The 23627-nt window shown below is 61.6% G+C and carries 17 protein-coding genes; 5 read left to right on the top strand and 12 right to left on the bottom strand.

What is annotated here, in order from left to right:
* Nucleotides 1–3: 3 nt before the first annotated feature.
* Entirely contained in the window at nt 4–666 is a 663-nt protein-coding gene (locus U5A08_RS22540) for an HAD-IA family hydrolase (RefSeq protein ID WP_321848678.1), read from the bottom strand.
* Nucleotides 653–1612: a 23S rRNA pseudouridine(955/2504/2580) synthase RluC gene (gene rluC, locus U5A08_RS22545; protein WP_247405324.1), complete on the bottom strand. Its 960-nt coding sequence runs from the start codon at nt 1610–1612 to the stop codon at nt 653–655. Before rluC ends, U5A08_RS22540 begins: the two co-directional genes overlap by 14 nt.
* Nucleotides 1613–2380: 768 nt before the next feature.
* Here rluC and rne point away from each other — a divergent pair.
* On the top strand, nt 2381–5596 hold the full coding sequence (gene rne, locus U5A08_RS22550) for a ribonuclease E (protein WP_321848680.1): 3216 nt from the start codon (nt 2381–2383) through the stop codon (nt 5594–5596).
* Between the two features lie 172 nt (nt 5597–5768).
* Nucleotides 5769–6947 (top strand): integrase core domain-containing protein, encoded by a 1179-nt coding sequence (locus U5A08_RS22555; protein WP_425262807.1) that lies wholly within the window; start codon nt 5769–5771, stop codon nt 6945–6947.
* Between the two features lie 33 nt (nt 6948–6980).
* Here the strand turns inward: U5A08_RS22555 and U5A08_RS22560 are convergent, their stop codons facing one another.
* The 5 genes from U5A08_RS22560 to U5A08_RS22580 all read right to left on the bottom strand — a co-directional run bounded on the left by U5A08_RS22560 (nt 6981) and on the right by U5A08_RS22580 (nt 12922).
* Complete coding sequence (locus U5A08_RS22560; protein ID WP_253398170.1) at nt 6981–7565, bottom strand: nucleotidyltransferase family protein; 585 nt, start codon at nt 7563–7565, stop codon at nt 6981–6983.
* Nucleotides 7562–8548 carry an XdhC family protein gene (locus tag U5A08_RS22565; RefSeq protein ID WP_321848681.1) on the bottom strand — a complete coding sequence of 329 codons (987 nt, stop codon included), beginning with the start codon at nt 8546–8548 and terminating at the stop codon, nt 7562–7564. The genes U5A08_RS22560 and U5A08_RS22565 overlap by 4 nt, the downstream gene beginning before the upstream one ends.
* Nucleotides 8548–10869: a xanthine dehydrogenase family protein molybdopterin-binding subunit gene (locus U5A08_RS22570; protein WP_321848683.1), complete on the bottom strand. Its 2322-nt coding sequence runs from the start codon at nt 10867–10869 to the stop codon at nt 8548–8550. Before U5A08_RS22570 ends, U5A08_RS22565 begins: the two co-directional genes overlap by 1 nt.
* Nucleotides 10866–11336, bottom strand: coding sequence for a (2Fe-2S)-binding protein (locus tag U5A08_RS22575; protein ID WP_247395888.1), 471 nt, complete (start codon nt 11334–11336; stop codon nt 10866–10868). Before U5A08_RS22575 ends, U5A08_RS22570 begins: the two co-directional genes overlap by 4 nt.
* 254 nt (nt 11337–11590) lie before the next feature.
* Entirely contained in the window at nt 11591–12922 is a 1332-nt protein-coding gene (locus U5A08_RS22580; RefSeq protein WP_321848686.1) for a dicarboxylate/amino acid:cation symporter, read from the bottom strand.
* A gap of 339 nt (nt 12923–13261) precedes the next feature.
* Here U5A08_RS22580 and U5A08_RS22585 point away from each other — a divergent pair, with 339 nt between their 5' ends.
* A complete protein-coding gene (locus U5A08_RS22585) occupies nt 13262–14260 on the top strand; it encodes an AraC family transcriptional regulator (RefSeq protein ID WP_253398179.1) in 999 nt (332 codons plus the stop codon).
* A gap of 21 nt (nt 14261–14281) precedes the next feature.
* Here the strand turns inward: U5A08_RS22585 and U5A08_RS22590 are convergent, their stop codons facing one another.
* Genes U5A08_RS22590 through U5A08_RS22600 form a run of 3 tightly spaced genes read right to left on the bottom strand, consistent with a single transcriptional unit; the run spans nt 14282 to nt 16629 of the window.
* The gene (locus U5A08_RS22590) at nt 14282–15628 is read right to left on the bottom strand and encodes an ATP-binding protein (protein ID WP_247395896.1); all 1347 of its coding nucleotides are present in this window, start codon (nt 15626–15628) and stop codon (nt 14282–14284) included.
* Nucleotides 15625–16302 carry a response regulator gene (locus U5A08_RS22595; protein ID WP_247395898.1) on the bottom strand — a complete coding sequence of 226 codons (678 nt, stop codon included), beginning with the start codon at nt 16300–16302 and terminating at the stop codon, nt 15625–15627. Before U5A08_RS22595 ends, U5A08_RS22590 begins: the two co-directional genes overlap by 4 nt.
* An 18-nt stretch (nt 16303–16320) precedes the next feature.
* Nucleotides 16321–16629, bottom strand: a complete 309-nt coding sequence (locus U5A08_RS22600; RefSeq protein WP_247395900.1) for a hypothetical protein — start codon at nt 16627–16629, stop codon at nt 16321–16323.
* Between the two features lie 136 nt (nt 16630–16765).
* Between U5A08_RS22600 and U5A08_RS22605 the strand changes: the two genes are divergently transcribed.
* Nucleotides 16766–17482, top strand: coding sequence for a 4'-phosphopantetheinyl transferase family protein (locus tag U5A08_RS22605; RefSeq protein WP_321848693.1), 717 nt, complete (start codon nt 16766–16768; stop codon nt 17480–17482).
* 96 nt (nt 17483–17578) lie between these two features.
* Here the strand turns inward: U5A08_RS22605 and U5A08_RS22610 are convergent, their stop codons facing one another.
* On the bottom strand, nt 17579–19189 hold the full coding sequence (locus tag U5A08_RS22610; RefSeq protein ID WP_253398192.1) for an ATP-binding protein: 1611 nt from the start codon (nt 19187–19189) through the stop codon (nt 17579–17581).
* Nucleotides 19186–19911, bottom strand: coding sequence for a response regulator (locus tag U5A08_RS22615; protein WP_253398194.1), 726 nt, complete (start codon nt 19909–19911; stop codon nt 19186–19188). The genes U5A08_RS22610 and U5A08_RS22615 overlap by 4 nt, the downstream gene beginning before the upstream one ends.
* A 785-nt stretch (nt 19912–20696) precedes the next feature.
* On the opposite strand from U5A08_RS22615, the gene U5A08_RS22620 reads away from it, so the two are divergent.
* A complete protein-coding gene (locus U5A08_RS22620; protein ID WP_253398206.1) occupies nt 20697–23591 on the top strand; it encodes a ribonucleoside-diphosphate reductase subunit alpha in 2895 nt (964 codons plus the stop codon).
* Nucleotides 23592–23627: the final 36 nt, after the last annotated feature.

The following is a 23627-nucleotide window of genomic DNA, read 5'->3' on the forward strand; positions in this document are numbered from 1 at the left end:
GACTCAGTGGGCCCGGCCAAGCCAGGCCTGCAATTCAGAAAAATGATCGATCGTCAGCCTGGGCTCGTATTGCTGCAACGCCTCGGCAGCCTGGGCGCCATAGCTGACCGCCACGCTGTCCATGCCAGCGTTGCGAGCCATCATCAGGTCGAAGGAAGCATCGCCCACCATCAGCGCCTGGCGTGGCGACACGCCACAATGGGCGAGTATCTGCTCGAGCATCAGCGGATGGGGCTTGCTGGCGGTTTCATCCGCTGCGCGGGTGATGTCGAAGTAGTCTTCCCAGCCGTGAGCCTTGAGCACCCGATCCAGACCGCGACGGGCCTTGCCGGTGGCGACCGCCAGGTGATAACCCTCGGCACGGAATGCTTCCAGGGACTGCACCACACCGTCAAACAGCGGTGAAGGCTCAGCCTCCAGGGCGATGTAGTGATCGGCGTAATGCTCGCGGAACGCGACCAATTCATCGTCAGCGATTTCCGGGTACAAGGTGCGAATCGCCTCGGGCAACCCCAGGCCGATAATGCCCTTGACTGCCAGGTCGCTGCAGAGCTCATAGCCCGAACGGGTCGAAGCCATGTGCATCGCCTCGACAATCCGGCCAATGGAATCACACAGCGTGCCGTCCCAATCGAAAATCAGCAGCTTGTAGTCAAGGTGCGACACTCAAGCGCTCCACGGTCTTGGCCCACATTTCATCGACCGGCGCCTGCAATTTCAATTCGCCACCATCGGGCAGCGGTACGGTGAGCATGTAGGCGTGCAGGAACAGGCGCTTGCCGCCCAGGTCGCGAATCTCCTTGGAGAACGCCTCGTCGCCGTACTTGGTGTCGCCGGCAATGCAGTGGCCCGCATGCAGGGTGTGGACGCGAATCTGGTGAGTGCGCCCGGTGACCGGCTTGGCCTCGACCAAGGTGGCGAAGTCGCCGAAGCGGCGTAGCACCTTGAACAGGGTCAGGGCTTCTTTGCCTTCTTCGTCCACTTCGACCATGCGTTCGCCGGAGCGCAGATTGCTCTTCTGCAACGGCGCGCGGACGCTCTTGATCGAACTGGCCCAGTTGCCGCGCACCAGCGCCATGTAGCGCTTGTCCACGCCATCACCGCGCAGGGCGGTGTGCAGATGGCGCAACATGCTGCGTTTCTTGGCGATCATGAGCAGGCCGGAGGTGTCGCGGTCGAGGCGGTGAACCAGCTCCAGCTCCTTGGCATCCGGACGCAACTGACGAAAGGCTTCGATCACACCGAAACTCAGGCCGCTGCCACCGTGAACCGCAATGCCACAGGGCTTGTTGATCACGATCAGCTTGCTGTCTTCGTAGACAATCGACGCTTCAAGGCGCTGCAACAGGCCCTGGGCCAGCGGCACAGGCTCATCCCGCTCCGGCACGCGCACCGGCGGCACCCGGACGATATCGCCCGCCTGCAGCTTGTACTCGGGCTTGATGCGGCCTTTGTTCACGCGCACTTCGCCTTTACGCAAAATGCGGTAGATCAAGGTCTTGGGCACGCCTTTGAGCCTGGCCAGGAGAAAATTGTCGATGCGTTGGCCGGCATATTCCGGCGAGACCTCGAGCAGCTGGACGCTGGGGGTCTGGGGGGCGGTAGTCGTCATGTCGGCGATGATAACAATTTTTTATGGAATTGAAGCACTTAATCATTACTGCTATAGTCGCGAACGCCGCCAAAAGCGGCCTGGACAGAGGACTTGCGGCAAACTGCCGGCCCTGACCATCGCAATTCATCAGGACGCGAGGCCGTCCTACGGGGCTTTCGTCACCGTGGAAAGCTCGAGATTGTAACAAGCGCAGGTGACATGAGGCCTGAAGCGAGTGCAGAAAGCAGAGTGAATACTCGCATTTTGCGCCGATATTTACGGCCAGTTCACAAAGTGCAGTCAGTCTTGGGACACACCATGGCGAATGCTTCGGAAACAAAGCCTGTTAAGAGCTGAGTGAGAGCGCAGTCGCCCACACTTGGTCTTGTTTAGCCATGAGCGTGTACTCCCCATTGGAGCACACGGTAAATGCCAACCCGCTGCGGATTCTGCGCGCGGCAGCACCCGAATTATCAGGGATACGTGTAGGGTGGAGATGCACAACCGTCGGACCGTGTAGCATTAGGCTTATATATAGACGCTTCATCTCGTCCACAGTCGCCGGTTGATTCCTCCTCCTGACCTTAGCTTTTGTTGAAGTGGTGCTTTTGTCACCACCGCTAACAAGCAGGACGCGTCCGTCGCGATACCAGCCCAATTCGCCGGTTATTGCTGGACACTGGAGTGGCCAACCACTCTTGACGCACCTGACACCGACCGTGAGAAGTCGTGTGTGCCGAACGCCGTTTCCGGCAGCCCGGAAACCGACGGTACAACATGAAAAGAATGCTGATTAACGCAACTCAACCCGAAGAGTTGCGTGTTGCGCTGGTAGATGGCCAACGCCTCTACGACCTGGACATCGAATCCGGTGCACGCGAGCAGAAGAAGGCCAACATCTATAAAGGCCGTATTACTCGCATCGAACCAAGCCTTGAGGCTGCCTTTGTCGATTTCGGCTCCGAGCGCCATGGCTTCCTGCCCCTCAAAGAAATCTCCCGCGAATACTTCAAGAAAGCCCCCGAAGGCCGCGTGAACATCAAGGACGTCCTGAGCGAAGGCCAGGAAGTCATCGTTCAGGTAGAAAAAGAAGAACGTGGCAACAAGGGCGCCGCCCTGACCACCTTCATCAGCCTGGCCGGTCGTTACCTGGTGCTGATGCCGAACAACCCACGTGCCGGCGGCATTTCCCGTCGCATCGAAGGTGAAGAGCGCAACGAACTGCGTGAAGCGCTGAACGGCCTGGTCGCTCCAGCCGACATGGGCCTGATCGTGCGCACTGCCGGCCTGGGCCGCAGCAGCGAAGAAATGCAGTGGGACCTCGACTACCTGCTGCAACTGTGGACCGCTATCAAAGAAGCGTCCCTGGATCGTTCCGCGCCGTTCCTGATCTACCAGGAAAGCAACGTGATCATCCGCGCCATCCGCGATTACCTGCGCCAGGACATCGGCGAAGTGCTGATCGACAGCGTCGAAGCCCAGGACGAAGCCCTGACCTTCATCCGCCAGGTGATGCCGCAGTACGCCAGCAAGATCAAGCTGTACGAAGACAGCGTTCCGCTGTTCAACCGTTTCCAGATCGAAAGCCAGATCGAGACCGCCTTCCAGCGCGTGGTCGAACTGCCTTCCGGCGGCTCCATCGTGATCGACCCGACCGAAGCCCTGGTGTCCATCGACATCAACTCGGCGCGTGCCACGAAAGGTAGCGACATCGAAGAAACCGCCCTGCAGACCAACCTGGAAGCGGCTGAAGAAATCGCCCGCCAGTTGCGCCTGCGTGATATCGGCGGCCTGATCGTGATCGACTTCATCGACATGACCCCCGCCAAGAACCAGCGCGCCGTGGAAGAAAAAGTCCGCGAATGCCTGGAAGCCGACCGCGCCCGTGTGCAAGTCGGCCGCATCTCGCGCTTCGGCCTGCTGGAAATGTCCCGTCAGCGCCTGCGTCCGTCCCTGGGCGAGAGCAGCGGCATTGTTTGCCCACGTTGCAACGGCACCGGCATCATCCGTGACGTTGAATCGCTGTCCCTGGCGATCCTGCGCCTGATCGAAGAAGAAGCCCTGAAAGACCGCACCGCCGAAGTCCGCGCGCAAGTGCCGATCCCGGTTGCCGCGTTCCTGCTCAACGAAAAACGCAACTCGATCACCAAGATCGAACTGCGCACCCGTGCCCGTATCGTCATCCTGCCGAACGATCACCTGGAAACGCCGCACTTCGAAGTGCAGCGCCTGCGTGATGACAGTCCGGAAGCCCACAGCGGCCAGTCCAGCTACGAAATCGCCGCTGCCGCTGCCGAAGTGGAAGAAGTCCAGCCAGCCGCCGCGACCCGCACCCTGGTTCGCCAGGAAGCCGCCGTGAAGACCGCTCCGGCGCGTGCCAACGCACCGGTTCCGGTTGAAGTCGCGGCCCCGGTTGCAGCCCCGGCCGCGCTGCCTGAGCCAAGCCTGTTCAAGGGCCTGGTGAAGTCGCTGGTCAGCCTGTTCGCCAGCAAGGAAGAGCCTGCGGCACCGGTTGTGGTTGAAAAACCTGCCACCGAGCGCCCGGCGCGTAACGAAGAGCGTCGCAACGGTCGCCAGCAGAGCCGTAACCGCAACGGTCGCCGTGACGAAGAGCGCAAGCCGCGCGAAGAACGTGCCCCGCGTGAAGAGCGCGCACCCCGTGAAGAGCGTGCGCCTCGCGAAGCCCGCGAAGAGACCCCGGCCGTAGTAGCCCGTGAAGAACGCGCACCGCGTGAAGAGCGCGCACCGCGCCCACCACGTGCACCGCGTGAAGATCGCAAGCCACGTGGCGAGCGCGAAGAGCGTGTGCGTGAACTGCGCGAGCCGCTGGACGCCGCGCCTGCCGTTGCCGCCGCTACTGCTACTGCTGCCGCCGCCACCTCAGAAGAACGCCCGGCTCGCCCGCCGCGTGAAGAGCGTGCGCCACGTGAAGAGCGTCAACCACGCGCACCGCGTGAAGAACGTCAACCACGCACCGAGCCGGCGGCTAGCGCCAGCGAAGAAGACGAAGAAGTGCTGACCGGCGAAGAGCAACTGCTCGAAGACGGCCAGGACAACGCCGAAGGCGATCGTCCACGCCGCCGCTCCCGTGGCCAGCGTCGTCGCAGCAACCGTCGTGAGCGTCAACGTGATGCCAACGGCAACGTGATCGAAGGTTCGGAAGAAGCCGGCGAGAACGCAGAAGCCGCCAACAGCGAACCGACTGGCGCCGAACTGGCTGCCGGCCTGGCCGTTACCGCTGCCGTTGCCAGCTCGGTCATCAGCGCACCTGCCGAAGCCCAGGCTCACGAGCAGGCTGAACGCGCCACTGCCGCCGTCGAAGAAACCGTTGCGGTAGAGGCACCAGTCGCCGAGACCCCAGTGGTTGAAGCACCGGTCGTAGAAGCAACTACCCCGATCGAAGCCCCCGTGGTTGCGGAAGTGGAAGTTGCGCCGGTTCGCGAAGCCCAACCGGAAGCCGAAGTAGTTGCTGCGGAGCCTGCCCCGGTGGTTGAGCCACAACCAGTGGTTGAAGCCGTTGTAGAAGCACCGGTTGTCGAAGAAGCCGCCCCGGCCGTGCGTGAAGTTCGCGAAGAACAGACCGCCTTCCAGTGGACAGCCGAACCTGCCGCCCCGGCTGAAGCACCCGCCCCCGCCCCTGTGGTAGAAGCAGCGCCAACCCCGGTTGCCGAAGTGGTTGAAGCCGCTCCGGTAGCGGTTGCCGAGCCTGCGCCAGTGGTTGAAGCACCCGTCGTTGCCGAAGCCGCCGCCCCGGTGGTTGAAGCCGCACCGGCCATTGCCCTGACCGAAAACGGCCGTGCGCCGAACGACCCACGTGAAGTGCGCCGTCGTCGCAAGGAAGCCGAAGCTGCCGCCGCTGCTGCCGCTGCCGCACCGGCTGTCGCCGAAGTGGTCGAGCACACTACCCCAATCGTCGACGAGACCCCGAGTTCCGTTGAAGAAGTGGCAGAGCATCACCCAAAGGCCCTGGAAGAAGAGCACGAGCCTAAACCTCTCGTCTGATTCCATCCGCCACTAAAAAGCCCCGCCTGATCACTCAGGCGGGGCTTTTTTATGCCAACAAAGATTCAATGTGGGAGGGGGCTTGCCCCCGGTACAGACCGGAGACATCCTTTACGTTTGAAACCGGAGACATCGTTTACATGTATTAATCATGGCCAGGAGGTAACTGGCCATGTCATGGAATCGAGAGTCCCCTATGGACCAAAAAGTCAGATTGATAGGCGACTGGCTGTCCAGCGCCTATTCAAAACGTCAACTGGCATTGAGCTACGGCATTAGTCGACCGACCTTGGACAAGTGGCTGCAACGGTATGCCACTGCTGGCCTGGACGGGCTCAAGGACGCCTCACGCCGTCCACTCTCAAGCCCTTTTCAAACGTGCGATGCGCATATTGCTGCTCTAATCGAGCTCAAGCATCAACACCATGACTGGGGCCCCAAAAAGCTGGTCAAGGTCCTTTCCAATCGCTATCCGGAATGTCATTGGCCGGCACCCAGCACGGCAGGGGAATGGCTCAAACGAGCGGGACTGGTTCAAGAGCGGCGCAAGCGCAATCGCCCGCCTACCGGCCCCGTCAAACTTCGCCCGGCAGATCTCCCCAATCAAACGTGGGCCGCTGACTTCAAAGGCGACTTTTTAATGGCGGATGGCCGACGCTGTTACCCGCTGACACTCACGGATCAGGCCAGCAGATTCATATTGTTGTGTCGTGCGCAGCCCAGTGTGGCTGGGGCCCGCGAGGGTTTTGACTGGGCTTTTCGCGAGTACGGTCTGCCTGATGTCATCCGGACTGACAACGGTTCACCCTTCGCCTCAACCGGTCTCAGCAGGCTCTCGAGTCTGGCCGTCTGGTGGATACGACTGGGTATCTACCCAGAGCGTATTCAGCCGGGGCGACCCGATCAGAACGGGCGGCATGAGCGTATGCATCGCTCACTCAAGGCCGCGTTACTGAAGACGCCAGAAGCCAATATGGTCCAGCAGCAGTTGGCGTTTGAACGATTTCGACAGGAATTCAATCATGATCGGCCGCACGAGGCGTTAGACATGAAGGTGCCGAACGATCTGTACGATAAATCGCCAAGGATCTATACAGGCTGGGTACCTCCTGCCGAATATGGAGCGGATATGGAGGTACGCAAGGTCAGAACAGACGGGTCAATGAAGTGGAGGGGCAGGATGATCTTTTTGAGTGAGTCACTGGTAGGAGAGTCCGTTGGACTGCGAGAAGTGGACGACAACGTGTGGGACATGTACCTATGTAACTATCCACTGGGTAGGCTAGACAGCGGTGCAAGCCGGCTATCCAGCACCCAGAAACGTAAAGGATGTCCCCGGTCTCGTTTGTAAAGGATGTCTCCGTCCGTACACCCCTCCCACATTTCAGAGCGGTTTGAAATCCAACAGATGCGGCAGATCCACATCCCAGAGTACGCCAGGATCGCTTACCTGGATCTCACGCACTTCCCCCTGGGCAAATAGTGGCTTGGCCCCGCGATCACCCGTCAACGCCATCAACGCCGGTCCGAACGCTCGTCCAAACGCAACCGGATGCCCATACTGGCCGGCATGCACCGGCACGCTGATACCGTCTATGCGCTCCAACACCCGTTCAATGCTGGACGGCAGAATGAACGGCATATCACCCAGCACCACCAGCCAGCCATCGCTGGAACCACTGGCCGCGACCGCCGCGGCAATGCTGTCGCCCATTCCGGCCGAGCACAGCTGCACTACCTCGCAACCATGGGCCTGCGCCAGACGAATAACTTCAAGCCGATCGGGCGAGGTCACCACCACGCGCTTTACAGCGCACGCCGGCAAATTCACCAACACCTGCTCGATCACCGGCCGCACCACAGCGTCACGGCCCACGCAATCAGCCAGCAACTTATCCTGATCAGCCCCGGCTGCAGCGCGAAAACGACTGCCCTGCCCCGCCGCCAGCACAATCACAGTGACGCTCATTCAACCTGCACCGGCATCGGCTTTTTCTGCAGCGGTGCCACGCCGTTCTTGATCGCGACAATTTCCGCCAGCAACGACAGGGCAATCTCCGCGGGTGTATGGCTGCCGATATGCAAACCGATCGGCCCATGCAGCCGCGCAATCGCCTGCGCAGACAACCCCAACGCCGCCAGGTTTTCCCGGCGTTTACGGGTGTTGACCCGCGAACCCAGCGCGCCGATATAGAACGCACTGGAGTTCAATGCCGTCAGCAACGCCATATCGTCCAGCCGCGGATCGTGGGTCAGGCAGACGATAGCCGTGCGCTCGTCAGTCTGGATGTTCAGCACCGCGTCATCAGGCATGCCGGGCACAAAGCGGCCGTGCTGTTCTTCCCAGCCATACACGAACTCGTCACGCGGGTCGCAGATCAGCACTTCGAAATCCAGCAACCGCGCCATTTGCGCCACATAGCGTGACAGCTGCCCGGCGCCGATCAACAGCAGGCGCCAGCGCGGGCCATAGATGGCGCGCAAGCGCTCGCCGTCGAAGGTCACCACGTCGGTCTTGCTCGCAGCGCTCAAGCGCACATTGCCGGTGGCCAGGTCCAACTCGCGAGCGACGATTTCATGGGCTTCACAGCGCGCCAGCAACTCGGCCACCCATCCCCACTCCATCACGCGCTCTTCGGTCAGGCGCAGGGTGCCACCGCATGGCAATCCAAAACGCGCCGCTTCATCGCGCGTCACGCCGTAGGTCACCAACTGCACCGCTGGCCCGTCATCCGCCAACCGACCATCCTGCAAACGCGCAATCAAGTCATCTTCAATGCAGCCGCCGGACACCGAGCCAATCACCACCCCGTCACCGCGCAAGGCGAGCATGGCCCCGGGCGGACGCGGCGCGCTGCCCCAGGTCTGGACCACGCTGTACAACACCACCCGCTGCCCCGCGCGGCGCCATTCGAGCACGCTGCGCAGGACATTCAGATCCACACTGTCCATCAGGCCTTCGTCTCCTGCCAACCCTGCAGTTGGTAGCGCACGGGCAGGCTACGAATGCGCTTGCCGGTGGCGGCAAAAATCGCATTACACAACGCCGGCGCAATCGGCGGCACGCCGGGCTCACCGACACCCCCCAACGGCACCTCGCCCTGTGGCGTGACCAGGTGTACCGCAACGACTTTGGGCGCCAGGGACATGCGCGCCACTTCATACATATGGAAGTTATCCTGCTGGACCTTGCCGTCCTTGAAGCTGATCTCGCCCAATACCGCGTTGCCCAGGCCCATCACGCAGGCGCCTTCGAATTGCGAGCGAATGCGTTCCGGGTTGATCTGCGGGCCGCAGTCCACGGCGATATCCGCCTTGTGTACGATCAGCGTGCCGTCGTCTTTGACTTCGACCTCGATCACCGCCGCCACATAGGTGACGAAACTGTAATGCACCGCCAGCCCCAGGCCTCGGCCCTTGGGCAGCGCGCGCCCCCAGCCGGCGGCCTTGGCGGCGGTTTCCAGCACCCCGCGCAGGCGGGCGGTATCGATCGGGTAGCGCTCCGGGGATTCGCCGTAGTTCCACTCATCGCTCAGGGTTTTCGGATCGATCTGACGATCCGGTCCGAGTAGCTTGAGTTGGTACTGCAACGGGTCCTGACCGGCCTTGTGCGCCAGTTCATCGACAAAGCTCTGAATCGCAAAGCCGTGGGGGATGTTCGACACCGAGCGATACCAGCCAACCCGGGTGTGAGCCGCAGCTTCGGGGTTTTCCAGGCGCACATTGGGAATCGCGTAGGCCATGTTGGTAAAGCCCATGCCCAGCTCGAACGCCGCCTCATGGTTCATGCCCGGCGCAAACAGTGCAGTGATGCTCGGCGCGACGGTGCGGTGCAGCCAGGCAGAAGGCAGGCCGTCCTTGTTCAGGCCAGCCTTGAGGTACTCGGCGGAGACCGTGTGGAAGTAGGAGTTGTGGATATCATCTTCGCGGGTCCACTGCACGCGCACGGCCTTGCCGGGGAATTCCTTGGCGAGGATGGCCGCCTCGACCACGAAGTCCGGCTTGGACTTGCGACCGAAGCCGCCGCCCAGCAGCGTGACATTGATGGTCACGTTATCGAAAGGCAGGCCCAGGCGCTCGGCAACGCGCTCGCGGGTCACCTGCGGCGCCTGGCTTGGCGCCCAGGCTTCGCACTGGCCCTTGTCGAAACGGGCGATGGCAACCATCGGCTCCATCGGCGACTGGGCCAGATGCGGCAGGTAATAGGCGGCTTCGAGGGTGCTGTCGGCATCGCTCATGGCCTGGTCGAGGGTGCCGGTGTTGCGCACCACTTTGCCCGGTTGCTGCGCGGCCGCTTCCAGATCCTTGCGGTAATCGATGGAGTTGTAGCTGGCGTTGACGCCGTCATCCCAGACAATGCTCAGCGCTTCACGGCCCTTGATCGCCGCCCAGGTGTTGCTCGCCACCACGGCCACGCCGCCCAGGGGCTGGAACTCCGAAGGCAGAGGGCGGCTTTCGATTTCGAGAACCTTGATCACCCCCGGCACCTTCAACGCCGCACTGGCATCGAAGGATTTGACCTTGCCGCCATAAACCTTCGGCCGTGCAATGGTGGCGTAGAGCATGCCGTCGAAATGCACGTCTGCGCCGTAGACCGCGCGACCGTTGACGATATCGGCGCCATCAATGGCCTTGACGCCCTCTTTGCCGATGTAGCGGAACTCCGACGGCTGCTTGAGGCGCAGCGTGTCCCGCGCCGGCACCGCCAATGCACCGGTAGCGGCGGCCAATTCGCCATAGCCCAGGGCGCGCCCGCTGGGCTGATGGATGACCTTATGCAACTGCGCACGGCACTCGCCCAGCGGGACTTTCCACTGGTCGGCAGCCGCCTGTTCCAGCATCGCACGCACACTCGCGCCGCAACGCCGCATCGGTTCGAACCAGTGGCGCATGCTGCGCGAGCCATCGGTGTCCTGGTTGCCGTAACGCACTTCGTCGCCCGGCGCCTGCTGGACCCGCACATGGGCCCAATCGGCGTCCAACTCATCGGCGACCACCAGGCTCAGGCTGGTACGCACGCCCTGGCCCATTTCCGAACGGTTGCAGATCACCGTCACGGTACCGTCGGTGGCGATGCTGACGTAGACCTTGGGGTCATCGATCAGCCCATGGGGCATGGCATCGCCGCCATATTTCTTGACGGCATCAGCGGCAAACGCCTCAGGCAAGCCCCAACTGGCGGCGATCACCAGCGCGCCGGTGGCGCCGACGCCCTGCAGGAAACCGCGGCGGCTGAGGTTATTGAGGACGAAATCAGCGGGTAAGCGGCTCATGCCTTGGCCCCCTGCAGATGCGTCGAAGCCTGGCGGATCGCGGTCTTGATGCGATTGTAGGTGCCGCACCGACAGATATTGCCGACCATCGCCTCTTCGATCTGCTCGTCGCTGGGGTTGGGGTTGGTTTTCAGCAGCGCGGTGGCCGACATGATTTGCCCGCCCTGGCAGTAGCCGCACTGGGCCACGGCGCTGTCCAGCCAGGCTTGCTGCACGACCTGGCCGATCGGGTCGGTGTGCAGGTTGTCGATGGTGCTGACGGCCTGGCCCTTGACCGCGCCGATCGGGGTGATGCAACTGCGCGCTGGCGCGCCGTCGATATGAATGGTGCATGCGCCGCACAGGCCCATGCCGCAGCCGAATTTGGTGCCGTTGTAGCCCGCCACATCGCGGATCGCCCACAACAGTGGCATCTCCTCGGTGACGTCCAGTTGATGGTCTTGGCCGTTGAGTTTCAGGGTAATCATTGGGCACGCCCGCCTATTTTCTGCTTTTAGGGGCGAGCCATCTGTCGCGAAAGGTATCGCTGGTTCGGGTGCGCGCAGATTGGCTCAGGCTGAGGAGGCTCTCTTGTGAAGACGAATCTTCACCGGGCCTTTGATGGAGCATGGGCTTAATGTAAACCAAAAATCCGCAAAGTGGCCGGGCAGAAACGCAAACGCCCCGAACCAGTCGGGGCATTTGCAGATTGCGGTGGGCGTCAGTTCACCCCATCAGCGTCTTACTTGATCACCGGCGCAGGGCCTTCGGCCACGCCCAGGTCATCTTCTTCACGGGTGTCGGAGATACCACGACCACCGGAAGCCAGCTCGACTTGCAGCGTGTCTTCGTCCAGTTCGTTGACCCACTTGGCTACCACCAGGGTCGCCACGGCGTTACCGACCAGGTTGGTCAGCGCACGGGCTTCGGACATGAAGCGGTCGATACCCAGGATCAGCGCCAGGCCAGCAACCGGCAGGTGGCCTACGGCCGACAGGGTCGCGGCGAGGACGATGAAACCACTGCCGGTCACGCCTGCAGCGCCTTTGGAGGACAGCAGCAGCACCAGCAACAACGTGATCTGGTGGGTGATGTCCATGTGCGTGTCAGTCGCCTGGGCGATGAACACGGCAGCCATGGTCAGGTAGATCGACGTACCGTCGAGGTTGAACGAGTAGCCGGTCGGGATCACCAGGCCAACCACGGATTTCTTCGCGCCCAGACGCTCCATCTTGATCAGCATGCGTGGCAGTGCCGATTCAGACGAGGACGTACCCAGAACGATCAGCAGCTCTTCACGGATGTAGCGGATCAGTTTCAGCACGCTGAAACCGTGCGCGCGGCAGATGGCGCCGAGCACCACGACCACGAACAGGACGCAGGTGATGTAGAAGCAGATCATCAACTGGCCCAGTTGCACCAGCGAGCCAACACCGTAGGCACCGATGGTGAACGCCATGGCGCCGAGGGCACCGATTGGCGCGAGCTTCATGATCATGTTGATGATGTTGAACATCACGTGGGCGAAGCGATCGATGAAGTCCAGCACCGGCTTGCCGTAGGCACCCAGGCGATGCAGGGCGAAACCGAAGATCACCGAGAACATCAGCACTTGCAGGATGTCACCGTTGGCGAATGCGCCGACGATGGTGTTTGGAATCACATTGAGGATAAACCCTACGATGCTCTGGTCTTTACCAGCTGTCACGTAGGCCGCCACTTTGGATGCGTCCAGGGTTGCCACGTCGATGTGCATGCCAGCGCCCGGCTGCACAACGTTCACCACGAACAGGCCGATCAGCAGGGCGATGGAGGACACAACTTCGAAGTACAGCAGCGCGTAGCCGCCGGTTTTGCCGACCGATTTCATGCTCTGCATGCCGGCGATGCCGCTGACAACGGTGCAGAAGATGATCGGGGCGATGACCATTTTGATCAGTTTGATAAACCCGTCACCCAGCGGCTTGAGGGCCACGCCGGTCTGCGGGTAAAAGTGACCGAGCAAAATACCGATAACGATGGCAACGATCACCTGGAAATACAGGGATTTGTACAGTGGCTGACGAGTCGTCATTGTAAAGTTCCTCAATCGTCCCGTGTGGCAAATATCCGCCATTGCCCACGGCACTTGAATTGCGAACCCTCCTGCACTGGAGGGATTTGTTGTTTGCGAGACCTGTAGGACCAAGCCTGCGCTGTAGTACTTATCGCAAACGCCGTGCCACTTTTCTGAAACGGTCTGAAGCCCCTTAGACATAAGGGTTGGAGGGATTAAGCCGTGCCTCACTGCGGCCCGTCAGGCGGCGGATTTCCGCCAACTCATCGAATCTCGTCCTACAATTTGGCGGATATCCGCCTTGTCGCTGTAGCGGGTGATGGCTACCATCCGCCCTTCCATGGACGAGGCCCTTGCATGCGTGAACGTACCATCGCCAGTCACTACGCCCGAGCGGCCCTCGGCGGTGCGCGCCGGGCAGGCTACGACTACTCGGGTCTGTTGCAGCAGGTGGGCATCACCCCGGAACTGTTGACCGAACCCCGCGCCCGCATCGCGCCGGAACAATTTACCCGGCTGTTGCAAATGCTCTGGCTCGCGCTGGACGACGAGTACCTGGGCTTTGCCGAAGGGCCGAGCAAGCGCGGCACGTTCGCCATGATGTGCCACGCGCTGATCCATTGCCGCACCCTGGAGAAGGCTCTGGAACGCGGCTTATTGTTTTATAGCCTATTCCCACAAGGTCCGCGTTGGCATCTGACACGGGAAGGCGAAATGGCCCGCTTGAGCCTGGACGACTCACAGCTAGGCGACCCAGATCATTTTCTCAGTGAATGCCTGTTGGTGATCTGGCATCGCCTCGGCAGTTGGTTGATCGGCCAGCGCATCCGTCTGCACCAGGCCACGTTCAGCTACCCGATGCCGGCCCACGCCAGCGAATACGACCTGTTGTTTCCCTGCCCACAGGTGTTCGGCGCACCGAACAGCAGCCTGGTGTTTCCTGCCCGTTACTTGAGCCTGCCGCTGCTGCAGGACGAGCGCACCCTCAAGCATTTCCTGCAGCGCTCCCCCGCCGACTTGCTGTCGCGGCCCGATGAAGGCGACAGTTTGAGCAGCCAGATCCGCCGCCTGCTCAGCCGTGACCGCACGCCCTGGCCGGACCTGGACGCCGTTGCCCAACACCTGCACATCAGCCCGCAGACCCTGCGCCGGCATCTGCGTGAAGAAGGCAGCAGTTTTCAAGCGCTCAAGGATGAGTTGCGGCGGGACATCGCCATCTACCATCTGGGACGCGCGAACTTGTCATTGCAGGAAATTGCCGAGCAGCTCGGGTTTTCCGAGCCATCGGCGTTTCATCGGGCGTTCAAGAAGTGGACGGGCTTGACGCCGGGGGCCTACCGCGCGCAGGAAACCTGATGAGTCACATCAGTCGTAGGGTCACAGGGCCGGAAAGTGAATCTTGAACGCCGCGCCCCCCAACGGTGAGTCCCCCAGGGTCAGGCGTGCGCCGTAGCTTTCAATGATGTCCTTGACCACCGCCAGGCCGATCCCCTGCCCCGGGTGCTGGCGATCCAGGCGCTCGCCCCGTTGCAGAATCCGCGCGCGCTGGTCGGGCGGCACACCGGGGCCGTCATCTTCGATGCACAGCTCAATGCCTTCCAGGCTTTCCACCAGCCTGATGCGCACTTCGCTCAGGCACAGGCGGTAGGCGTTTTCCAGCAGGTTGCCGAGCAGTTCCAGCAAGGCGCCTTTTTCGATGGGCACATCGCACTCGTCCGGCAACTCGAAGGACACCTTCACGCGCTTGTCGCGGTAGACCTTGTCCAGCGTGTCACACAGGCTTTGCAGCACCGGCTGCAGGCGCACCTGATGGCGTACCAAACCGCTTTTACGCAGGCTGGCGCGCTGCAATTGATAGCTGATCTGCTGGCTCATGCGTTCGATCTGCGATTGCAGCACCCAGGCCTGGTCGCGGTCTTCGGGGCGTTGGGCCATGTCTTCGCTCACGCCTTGCAACACCGCCAGCGGGGTTTTCAGGCTGTGGGCCAAGTCGTCGAGGGAATCGCGGTAGCGGGTACGCTGCTCGCGTTCACTGTGCAACAAACGGTTGAGGGACCCGGTGAGGCGCAGCAGTTCGCGGGGGTGTTCTTCGCTGAGGCTTTCGCGGGTACCGCCTTCGATCTGGTCCAGCTCCTGGCTCAGGCGCCGCAACGCTTGCAGGCCCCAGGTCAGGCCCAGCCAGAGTAAGGTCAGCAACACCAGCAACGCCGCGCCGAAGCCCAGGTAGAGGTTTTCGCGCAGGCCTTCGAGGGTCAGTTGGTATTCGCGCACCGGTTGCAGCGCGACGATGCTGAACGCCGCGCTCTTACCGCCGAGCAGCTTGACCTCAACGTCATACACGAAGAATTCCTGGCCATTGCCCTCACGAATCCGCGCAAATTCATTCCCGCGCCCGTCATAGCGCGGCTTGTAGTTGATGTTTTCTTCCCGGGTCGCCCGCGAACGCCATACCAGGTGGCCTTCGCGGTCGTAGATATAGCCGAGCAGGCGGCTATCGGCGAGGTTGAAGCGTTCGTCCGGCAACTGCGCCGGCATCTGCAGGCGGTTGTTTTCGACCCGCGCCGCCGAAATCAAGGTCGTTACGTCCGACGCCAGGCGCTGCTCGATCGAGTCCTGCAAGGCCAGGCTGAACGCCCCCTGCATGGCCGGCAACAAACCCAGCATAAACAGCACGGCCAGGGTGGTGGCCGCCAGCATCAAGCGCACACGTAACGAGCGAATCAACGGCAGCGCTCATTGAACAGATAGCCCAAGCCGCGCACGGTGTCGATCGGCTTGAACCCGGCCGGGCCTTCCAGTTTACGGCGCAGGCGGCCGACCAGCACTTCGATGACATTCGGGTCGCGCTCGTCGTCATCGGGGTAGAGCTGCTCCATCAAGCGGTCCTTGGGCACCACCTGCTGATGGTGACGCATCAGGTACTCGAGAATCCGGTACTCGTAGGCGGTCAGCGCCAGTGGCTGCTCATCCAACGAGGCTTGCTTGCGATTGAGGTCCAGCAGCAAGGGGCCAGCGACGATGGTCGACTGGGTAAAGCCACTGGAACGGCGCAGCAACGCATTCATCCGCGCCTCCAGCTCTTCGAACTGGAACGGCTTGACCACGTAGTCGTCGGCGCCGGCGGCCAGGCCTTCGACCTTGTCCTGCCAGTTGCCGCGAGCGGTGAGGACAAGGATCGGGAAGGTCTTGTCCTGGGCGCGCAGTTGGCGGATCAGGTCAAGGCCACCCATGCCGGGCAGGCCGAGGTCGATGATCGCCAGGTCATGATTGAATTGGCCGGTCTGGTACAAGGCCTCCTCCGCGTTGGCCACGGCTTCGACCACATGCCCGCTGTCGGTCAGGCGGGTATACAGGTGATGACGCAACAGCGCCTCATCTTCCACCACCAGCAATTTCATAAGGCTCTCCAAGGCAAATCAACTGTCCGACAGAGGGATATCATAGCGGCCCTGCAGGTCTTGCGGGCGCAGTTTAATGCCATTGTAGTGGCCACTCAGGTGTTCATAACCGGCACGGTAAGCCGCCTGCGGACTGCTCAAACCCAGCGCCTGGCCCCACGGCGCGACTTGGCTGTGCGCCTCATCGAAGCTCACACGCTGCATCAGTGTGCTGGACTTCTTGGTTTTCTCGCGACCGAATCCCGCAAAGGCGCTATCGCTGGCCTGCACCCCGGCGGTGGCACTGAGCATGGTCAACGCCAACATCAGCTTCTTGATCGCAGTCATGGTACTTACCTCTAGGCGTTTAGGCTGTAGACCCAGACTACGCAAGTGCCCCTGAACTCCCCCTGAACAGGCTCTGAATCTGGCCTGAACCGCTGCGGGCTATCCACTGGCGCGTCAACTCGGCAAAATACCGCCCATGACGCCCCTACCCGCTTGCTGCACCCCGCTCAACGCCCATTGGCCGCTGCCCGATCCCTTGCCGGGCACGGTGCTGCTCAGTACGCGCTTTGATCCGGCCCTATTGATCGCCGATGATTTCCAACGCAGCGCCGTGCCGCCGCCGGCGAGCATCCAGCGCTCGGTGGCCAAGCGCCAGGCGGAATTTCTCGCCGGCCGGTTATGCGCCCGCGCCGCCTTGCAACAGCTCGATAACCTGGACTGCGTGCCGGCAATCGGCGAAGACCGTGCGCCGGTGTGGCCGCAGCACATCAGCGGCTCTATCACCCACAGCAGCGGGCACGCGGCGGCGATTGTCGGTCACAAGGCGCAATGGCGTGGGCTGGGGATGGACCTGGAAAATGTCCTGAGCCTGGAGCGCGCCGAACGCCTGGCCGGGGAAATCCTCACCGCCGCAGAGTTGCAGCGCATGGCCATGTTGCCCCGTGAGCAACATGCGCTGCTGGTGACACTGACGTTTTCGGCCAAGGAGAGTTTGTTCAAGGCGCTCTACCCGATCGTGCAGAAGCGCTTTTACTTTGAGCATGCCGAGGTGCTGGAATGGTCAGAGAACGGGCAGGTGCGGTTGCGGCTGCTGACGGATTTGTCCGAAGAGTGGTGCTATGGCAAGGAATTGGTTGGGCAATTTGCGGTGGAGGGGGAGCAGTTGTTGAGCCTTGTAGCCATTAGCGTCTGATCGAGCGTCATCGGGGGCAAGCCCCCTCCCACACTTGGAATGCATTCAAATGTGGGAGGGGCGGTGCGACGGTTCGACTTGCCCCCGATAGCGGTATCAGGATTTATCCTGGTCCCGTGGCCAACTCAGGCTGAAGCACGCCCCTCCCAGGTTGTTGCTCTTGCTGATCAACGCCCGCCCGCCATGCCAATAAATAATCCGCCGCACAATCGACAAGCCCAGGCCATGCCCGCCCGAGGCGCGGGTGCGGCTGTCGTCCAGGCGCAGGAAGGGCGTGAAGATGCGCTCCCAGGCGCTTTCCGGTACGCCGGGGCCATCGTCTTCCACATCGATGCGGCAGCGCAGTTGGCCGACCTGGTAGCTGATCAGTACCTGGCCCTGGGCATGGCGCATGGCGTTGCTCACCAGATTTTGCAAGGCGCGGTGCAGGTAGCGCGGCTCGGCATCGACCCAGGCATCGTCCCAATGCGCCGATGACAGGCAAATACCACGGGCCACGTTGATCTGCGGACGCAGTGGCGATAATTCGCCGATCACCTGATCGAGCAACGCATTGAGGTCGACCCGCTGGAAATTCAGCTCCGGCGCGCCCTGCTCCAGGCGCGCGTAGGTGAGCATTTCGTCGACCAGGCCGTCGAGGTCCTGGATATCGCTGTCCATGCCTTCGAGGTATTTGCGCCGGGCCTGCGGGGTGGCGGCGTCGCCGATCATCTCCAGGCCGAAACGCAGGCGTGCCACCGGGGTGCGCAGTTCGTGGGACACGGCGCGCACCAGTTCGCGCTGGATCGCCAGCAACTGCTGCAGGTGCTCGGCCATGCCATTGAACGCGGCGGCCAGGCGCCCCACCGAGTCGGCGCCGCGCGCCGGCACGCGCACTTCCAGGTTGCCTTTGGCAATACGCGTGGCGGCCGCTTCCAGGCCCTTGAGGCGGCGCTCAAGCTGACGCACCAATAGATAGACGATCAGGCCAATCAGGGTCAGGCCGATCAACGCAATCAGGATCAACCATTGCGCCGGGTACGGGTTCATTTGATACAACGGGCCGATTTCAAGCACCCAGGGCGTGCCGACCATACCGGCAAACACCCGAATCGAATCGCCCCCCTTGCCCAGCGCCATCACCGTATCGCCCTCCGACACGCGGCGGCGCTGGTCGTCATCCATATCGGCCTGGTCGAGGGCCATCAAGTGCATCTCGAAGCCAAAACCCTTGGCTTCTTTTATCGCGGCCAGTCGCTGCGGCTGCTCGGCCACCGGGAAACGCACCAGTTCGTCGGCCAACAGGTAGATCGTCGCGCGCGCCAATTGCTCGCTGATCTGCTGCACTTCACCTTCCAGCACCAATTGATCCGCCTCGCTGACCAACCGCAGCACCCGCGCCGCATGCGGCCCGGTCTGCTGCACCAGCACCTGGCCGCGCTGCAGGCGGGTGCGCTGGCCGAGGTCCAATTGGGCATCGGTGTACGTGCGCAGCGTCAGGGGAATGCCCAACAGGCGTTCCCACACCGCCAGTGCGCGCCGGCGCTCAATCGCGCTCATGGGTTGCAGGTTATCGCCCATCAAGGCAAACGTGCCGTGGGCCAGGCGCTCACGGTACTGCCCGCTGCGCACGTCATTGAGCAAGTGCAACGCCAGCACGCCCAACAGCGCCACCAGGATCAGCGCCGCACACATGCCGCCGTAGATGCGCAGGAAGATCGAGTTCACAGCGGCATGTCGGCGGCGGCTTCGGGGACGAACAAATAGCCTTTGCTGCGCACGGTCTTGATCAGGCGCGGGTGGATCGGGTCGTCGCCGATCTTCGGACGGATACGCGAGATGCGCACGTCAATCGAGCGGTCCTGGCCGTCGTAACCGATGCCGCGCAGGGCGATGAAGATTTCTTCGCGCGACAGGATGCGCCCGGCATTCGCCACCAGCAGCCACAGCAGGTCGAACTCGGCGCTGGTCAGTTCGATGCCCTCGCCCTGCAGCCAGGCTTCGCGCAGGGCGTTATCCACCAGCAGCGGGCCGAATTGCAGGCGGCGCTGGTTTTGCGCGACGGCCGGTTCCGCCGGCTCGCTGCGGCGCAACAGCGCCTGGATACGCGCCAGCAGCAGGCGCGGGCGCACGGGTTTGCACACGTAGTCGTCGGCGCCCATGTCCAGGCCCAGTACCTGGTCCATGTCGTCGGTACGTGCGGTGAGCATGAGGATCACTCCGTCGTAGCGCTCGCGCACCTTGCGGCAGATGCTCAGGCCGTCTTCGCCGGGCAGCATCAGGTCGAGGATCACCAGGTCCGGCTGTTCGGCGATGATCCGCGCCGCAGCCTGGGCGCCATCGCCTTCCACCGACACGCGCAGGCCATTGCTCTCCAGGTAATCACGGGTCAACTCGGCCAATCGCTCGTCATCCTCGACGATCAGGATTTGCCAGGCTTCATGCTCCACAGGTAATCCTCGTTGTTATTAGGGGATTGGTTGGTCTGCTCGATCAAATGTGGGAGGGGACTTGCGCCCTCCCACCTGTTGATCTTCGCCAGCCACACCTTATTTGTAATGTTGTGAGGGCATAACAATGATCGATTGTAGCCATGCCCCAACCCTCGAACACAAGCCAGGAAATGCATTCGGTGATGCGGTTTTTTTGTGATAGGGTTCGCGCCCTCAAAAATCCAAAGAGCCGTTTTTTTCTTGGAATATTCAGTGACAAACGGCGCGGTCCAGCAGTACGGCGGCCTACACGGGCATTCTACGTTTCATACACATTTTACTCACAGCGTTATCCACAGGCCCTGGATTGCTAAGCCTCCAAAAACGCATTATCTTGTACCTCGGCGCCAAAAAAACCCTACATGTAGGGTTTTGAACTAAAAGACCAAACACAAATCAGACAAGGAACTCAAGCCCTTTCTTGCTCCTGTTTGGTCCAACTCCAGCATTTTTTGAAAGCCCAAACCGCTCATGCGGATGGCAACCGTTTTAGCGCTCCAACAGCGCAAAACGGTACGGGTGTTGCAGTGCTTGAACCGGGCAACTGTCACCCACCAGGAATACGGCGAGGCGCTTTTGAGCGCCAAACCGAAGACTTCGGCATGGAAGCGGCGCGATAAGCCCCCCTTCCTCCTGTCCCGAAGTTGTTATGCCAGGCCAAGGCCTGCTGTAAGTGCTTCAGGACGGAACGGTGGGCACCGAGATGGTGCCCAAATAAATATAGAATGTGGAGACAACACCCCATGCAAACCGACACAACTCGCGAGAACCCGCAGGGCTCCGTGCCGCAGGCCGCTGATTCGAATATGGATCTGTCCGCCACTGCACCTGGCCAATTGCGCGTGATCAAGCGTAACGGCACTGTCGTTCCTTACACCGATGACAAAATCACCGTCGCCATCACCAAAGCGTTTCTTGCAGTTGAAGGCGGCACCGCTGCCGCCTCGTCGCGCATCCATGACACCGTTGCCCGCCTGACCGAACAAGTCACCGCGACCTTCAAGCGTCGCATGCCTTCGGGCGGCACCATCCACATCGAAGAAATCCAGGACCAGGTCGAACTGGCCCTGATGCGTGCCGGCGAGCAGAAAGTCGCCCGCGACTATGTGATCTACCGTGATTCGCGCGCCAAGGAACGTGCCGTTCGCGCCCCGGCCGACGAAGCCGCCGTACAAGCACACCCATCGATCCGCATCACCCTGGCCGACGGCACATTCGCGCCGCTGGACCTGGGCCGCCTGAACACCATCATCACCGAGGCCTGCGAAGGCCTGGAAGAAGTCGACGGCGACCTGATCCAGCGCGAAACCCTGAAGAACCTGTACGACGGCGTGGCCCTGACCGACGTCAACACCGCCCTGGTGATGACCGCCCGTACCCTGGTTGAACGCGAGCCGAACTACTCGTTCGTGACTGCGCGCCTGCTGATGGACACCCTGCGCGCCGAAGGCCTGGGCTTCCTCGGCGTAGCCCCCAGCGCCACCCACCACGAGATGGCCGACCTGTACGCCAAGGCCTTGCCGGCGTACATCACCAAGGGTATCGAATACGAATTGCTGAACCCGGTCCTGGCCACCTTCGACCTGGAAAAACTCGGCAAGGCGATCAACCACGAGCGCGACCAGCAGTTCACCTACCTGGGCCTGCAAACCCTGTACGACCGTTACTTCATCCACAAGGACGGTATCCGCTTCGAACTGCCGCAAGTGTTCTTCATGCGCGTGGCCATGGGCCTGGCGATTGAAGAGAAGCACAAAGAAGACCGCGCCATCGAGTTCTACAACCTGCTGTCGTCCTTCGACTACATGTCGTCGACGCCGACCCTGTTCAACGCCGGCACCCTGCGTCCACAGCTGTCGAGCTGCTACCTGACCACCGTGCCGGATGACCTGTCGGGCATCTACCACGCGATCCACGACAACGCCATGCTGTCCAAATTCGCCGGCGGCCTGGGTAACGACTGGACCCCGGTGCGCGCACTGGGTTCGTACATCAAGGGCACCAACGGCAAGTCCCAGGGCGTTGTACCGTTCCTGAAAGTCGTCAACGACACCGCCGTAGCGGTCAACCAGGGCGGCAAGCGCAAAGGCGCTGTCTGTGCCTACCTGGAAACCTGGCACATGGACATTGAAGAGTTCATCGAGCTGCGCAAGAACACCGGTGATGACCGTCGTCGTACCCACGACATGAACACCGCCAACTGGATCCCTGACCTGTTCATGAAGCGTGTCTTCGACGACGGCAAGTGGACCCTGTTCTCGCCATCCGAAGTACCGGACCTGCACGACCTGACCGGCAAGGCCTTCGAAGAGCGTTACGAGTACTACGAAGCCCTCACCGAGTACCCAGGCAAGGTCAAGCTGTTCAAGACCATCCAGGCCAAAGACCTGTGGCGCAAAATGCTGTCCATGCTCTTCGAAACCGGCCACCCATGGCTGACCTTCAAAGACCCGTGCAACCTGCGCAGCCCGCAGCAGCACGTGGGCGTGGTCCACAGCTCGAACCTGTGCACCGAGATCACCTTGAACACCAACAAGGATGAGATCGCCGTTTGCAACCTGGGCTCGATCAACCTGCCGAACCACATCGTCAACGGCAAGCTGGACACCGTGAAGCTTGCACGCACCGTGAACACCGCCGTTCGCATGCTCGATAACGTTATCGACATCAACTACTACTCGGTGCCACAGGCGCAGAACTCCAACTTCAAGCACCGTCCAGTCGGCCTGGGGATCATGGGCTTCCAGGACGCTTTGTACCTGCAGCACATTCCTTACGGTTCGGATGCAGCGGTCGAGTTCGCCGACAAGTCCATGGAAGCGGTCAGCTACTACGCGATCCAGGCTTCCTGCGACCTGGCCGACGAGCGCGGCGCCTACGAGACGTTCCAGGGTTCGTTGTGGTCCAAAGGCATCCTGCCGCTGGATTCGCAACAGATCCTGATCGCGCAACGTGGCCAGAAATACATCGACGTTGACCTGAACGAATCCCTGGACTGGGCGCCGGTACGTGCCCGTGTACAGAAAGGTATTCGTAACTCCAACATCATGGCCATCGCACCGACCGCAACCATCGCCAACATCACCGGCGTATCGCAGTCGATCGAACCGACCTACCAGAACCTGTATGTGAAATCGAACCTGTCGGGCGAATTCACCGTGATCAACCCGTACCTGGTTCGCGACCTGAAAGCCCGCGACCTGTGGGACTCGGTCATGATCAACGACCTGAAGTACTACGACGGTTCGGTGCAGCAGATCGAACGCATCCCGCAAGAACTCAAAGAGCTCTACGCGACCGCCTTCGAAGTGGACACCAAGTGGATCGTTGACGCCGCCAGCCGTCGCCAGAAGTGGATCGACCAGGCGCAGTCGCTGAACCTGTACATCGCCGGCGCTTCGGGCAAGAAGCTGGACGTGACCTACCGCATGGCTTGGTACCGTGGCTTGAAAACCACTTACTACCTCCGTGCCCTGGCCGCGACCAGCACCGAGAAGTCGACCATCAACACCGGCAAGCTGAACGCGGTTTCCAGCGGCAACCACGGTGATGACTCGGTGCTCGCCGCACCTGCCGGCCCGGCGCCAGTGCCGAAAGCCTGTGCGATCGACGAGCCGGATTGCGAAGCGTGCCAATAAGCTGAGCACGTTCCGGGCTTGATGGCCCGGGATTGG

It is taken from the genome of Pseudomonas paraveronii (genome assembly GCF_963681955.1).
GTDB classification, from domain to species: domain Bacteria; phylum Pseudomonadota; class Gammaproteobacteria; order Pseudomonadales; family Pseudomonadaceae; genus Aquipseudomonas; species Aquipseudomonas paraveronii.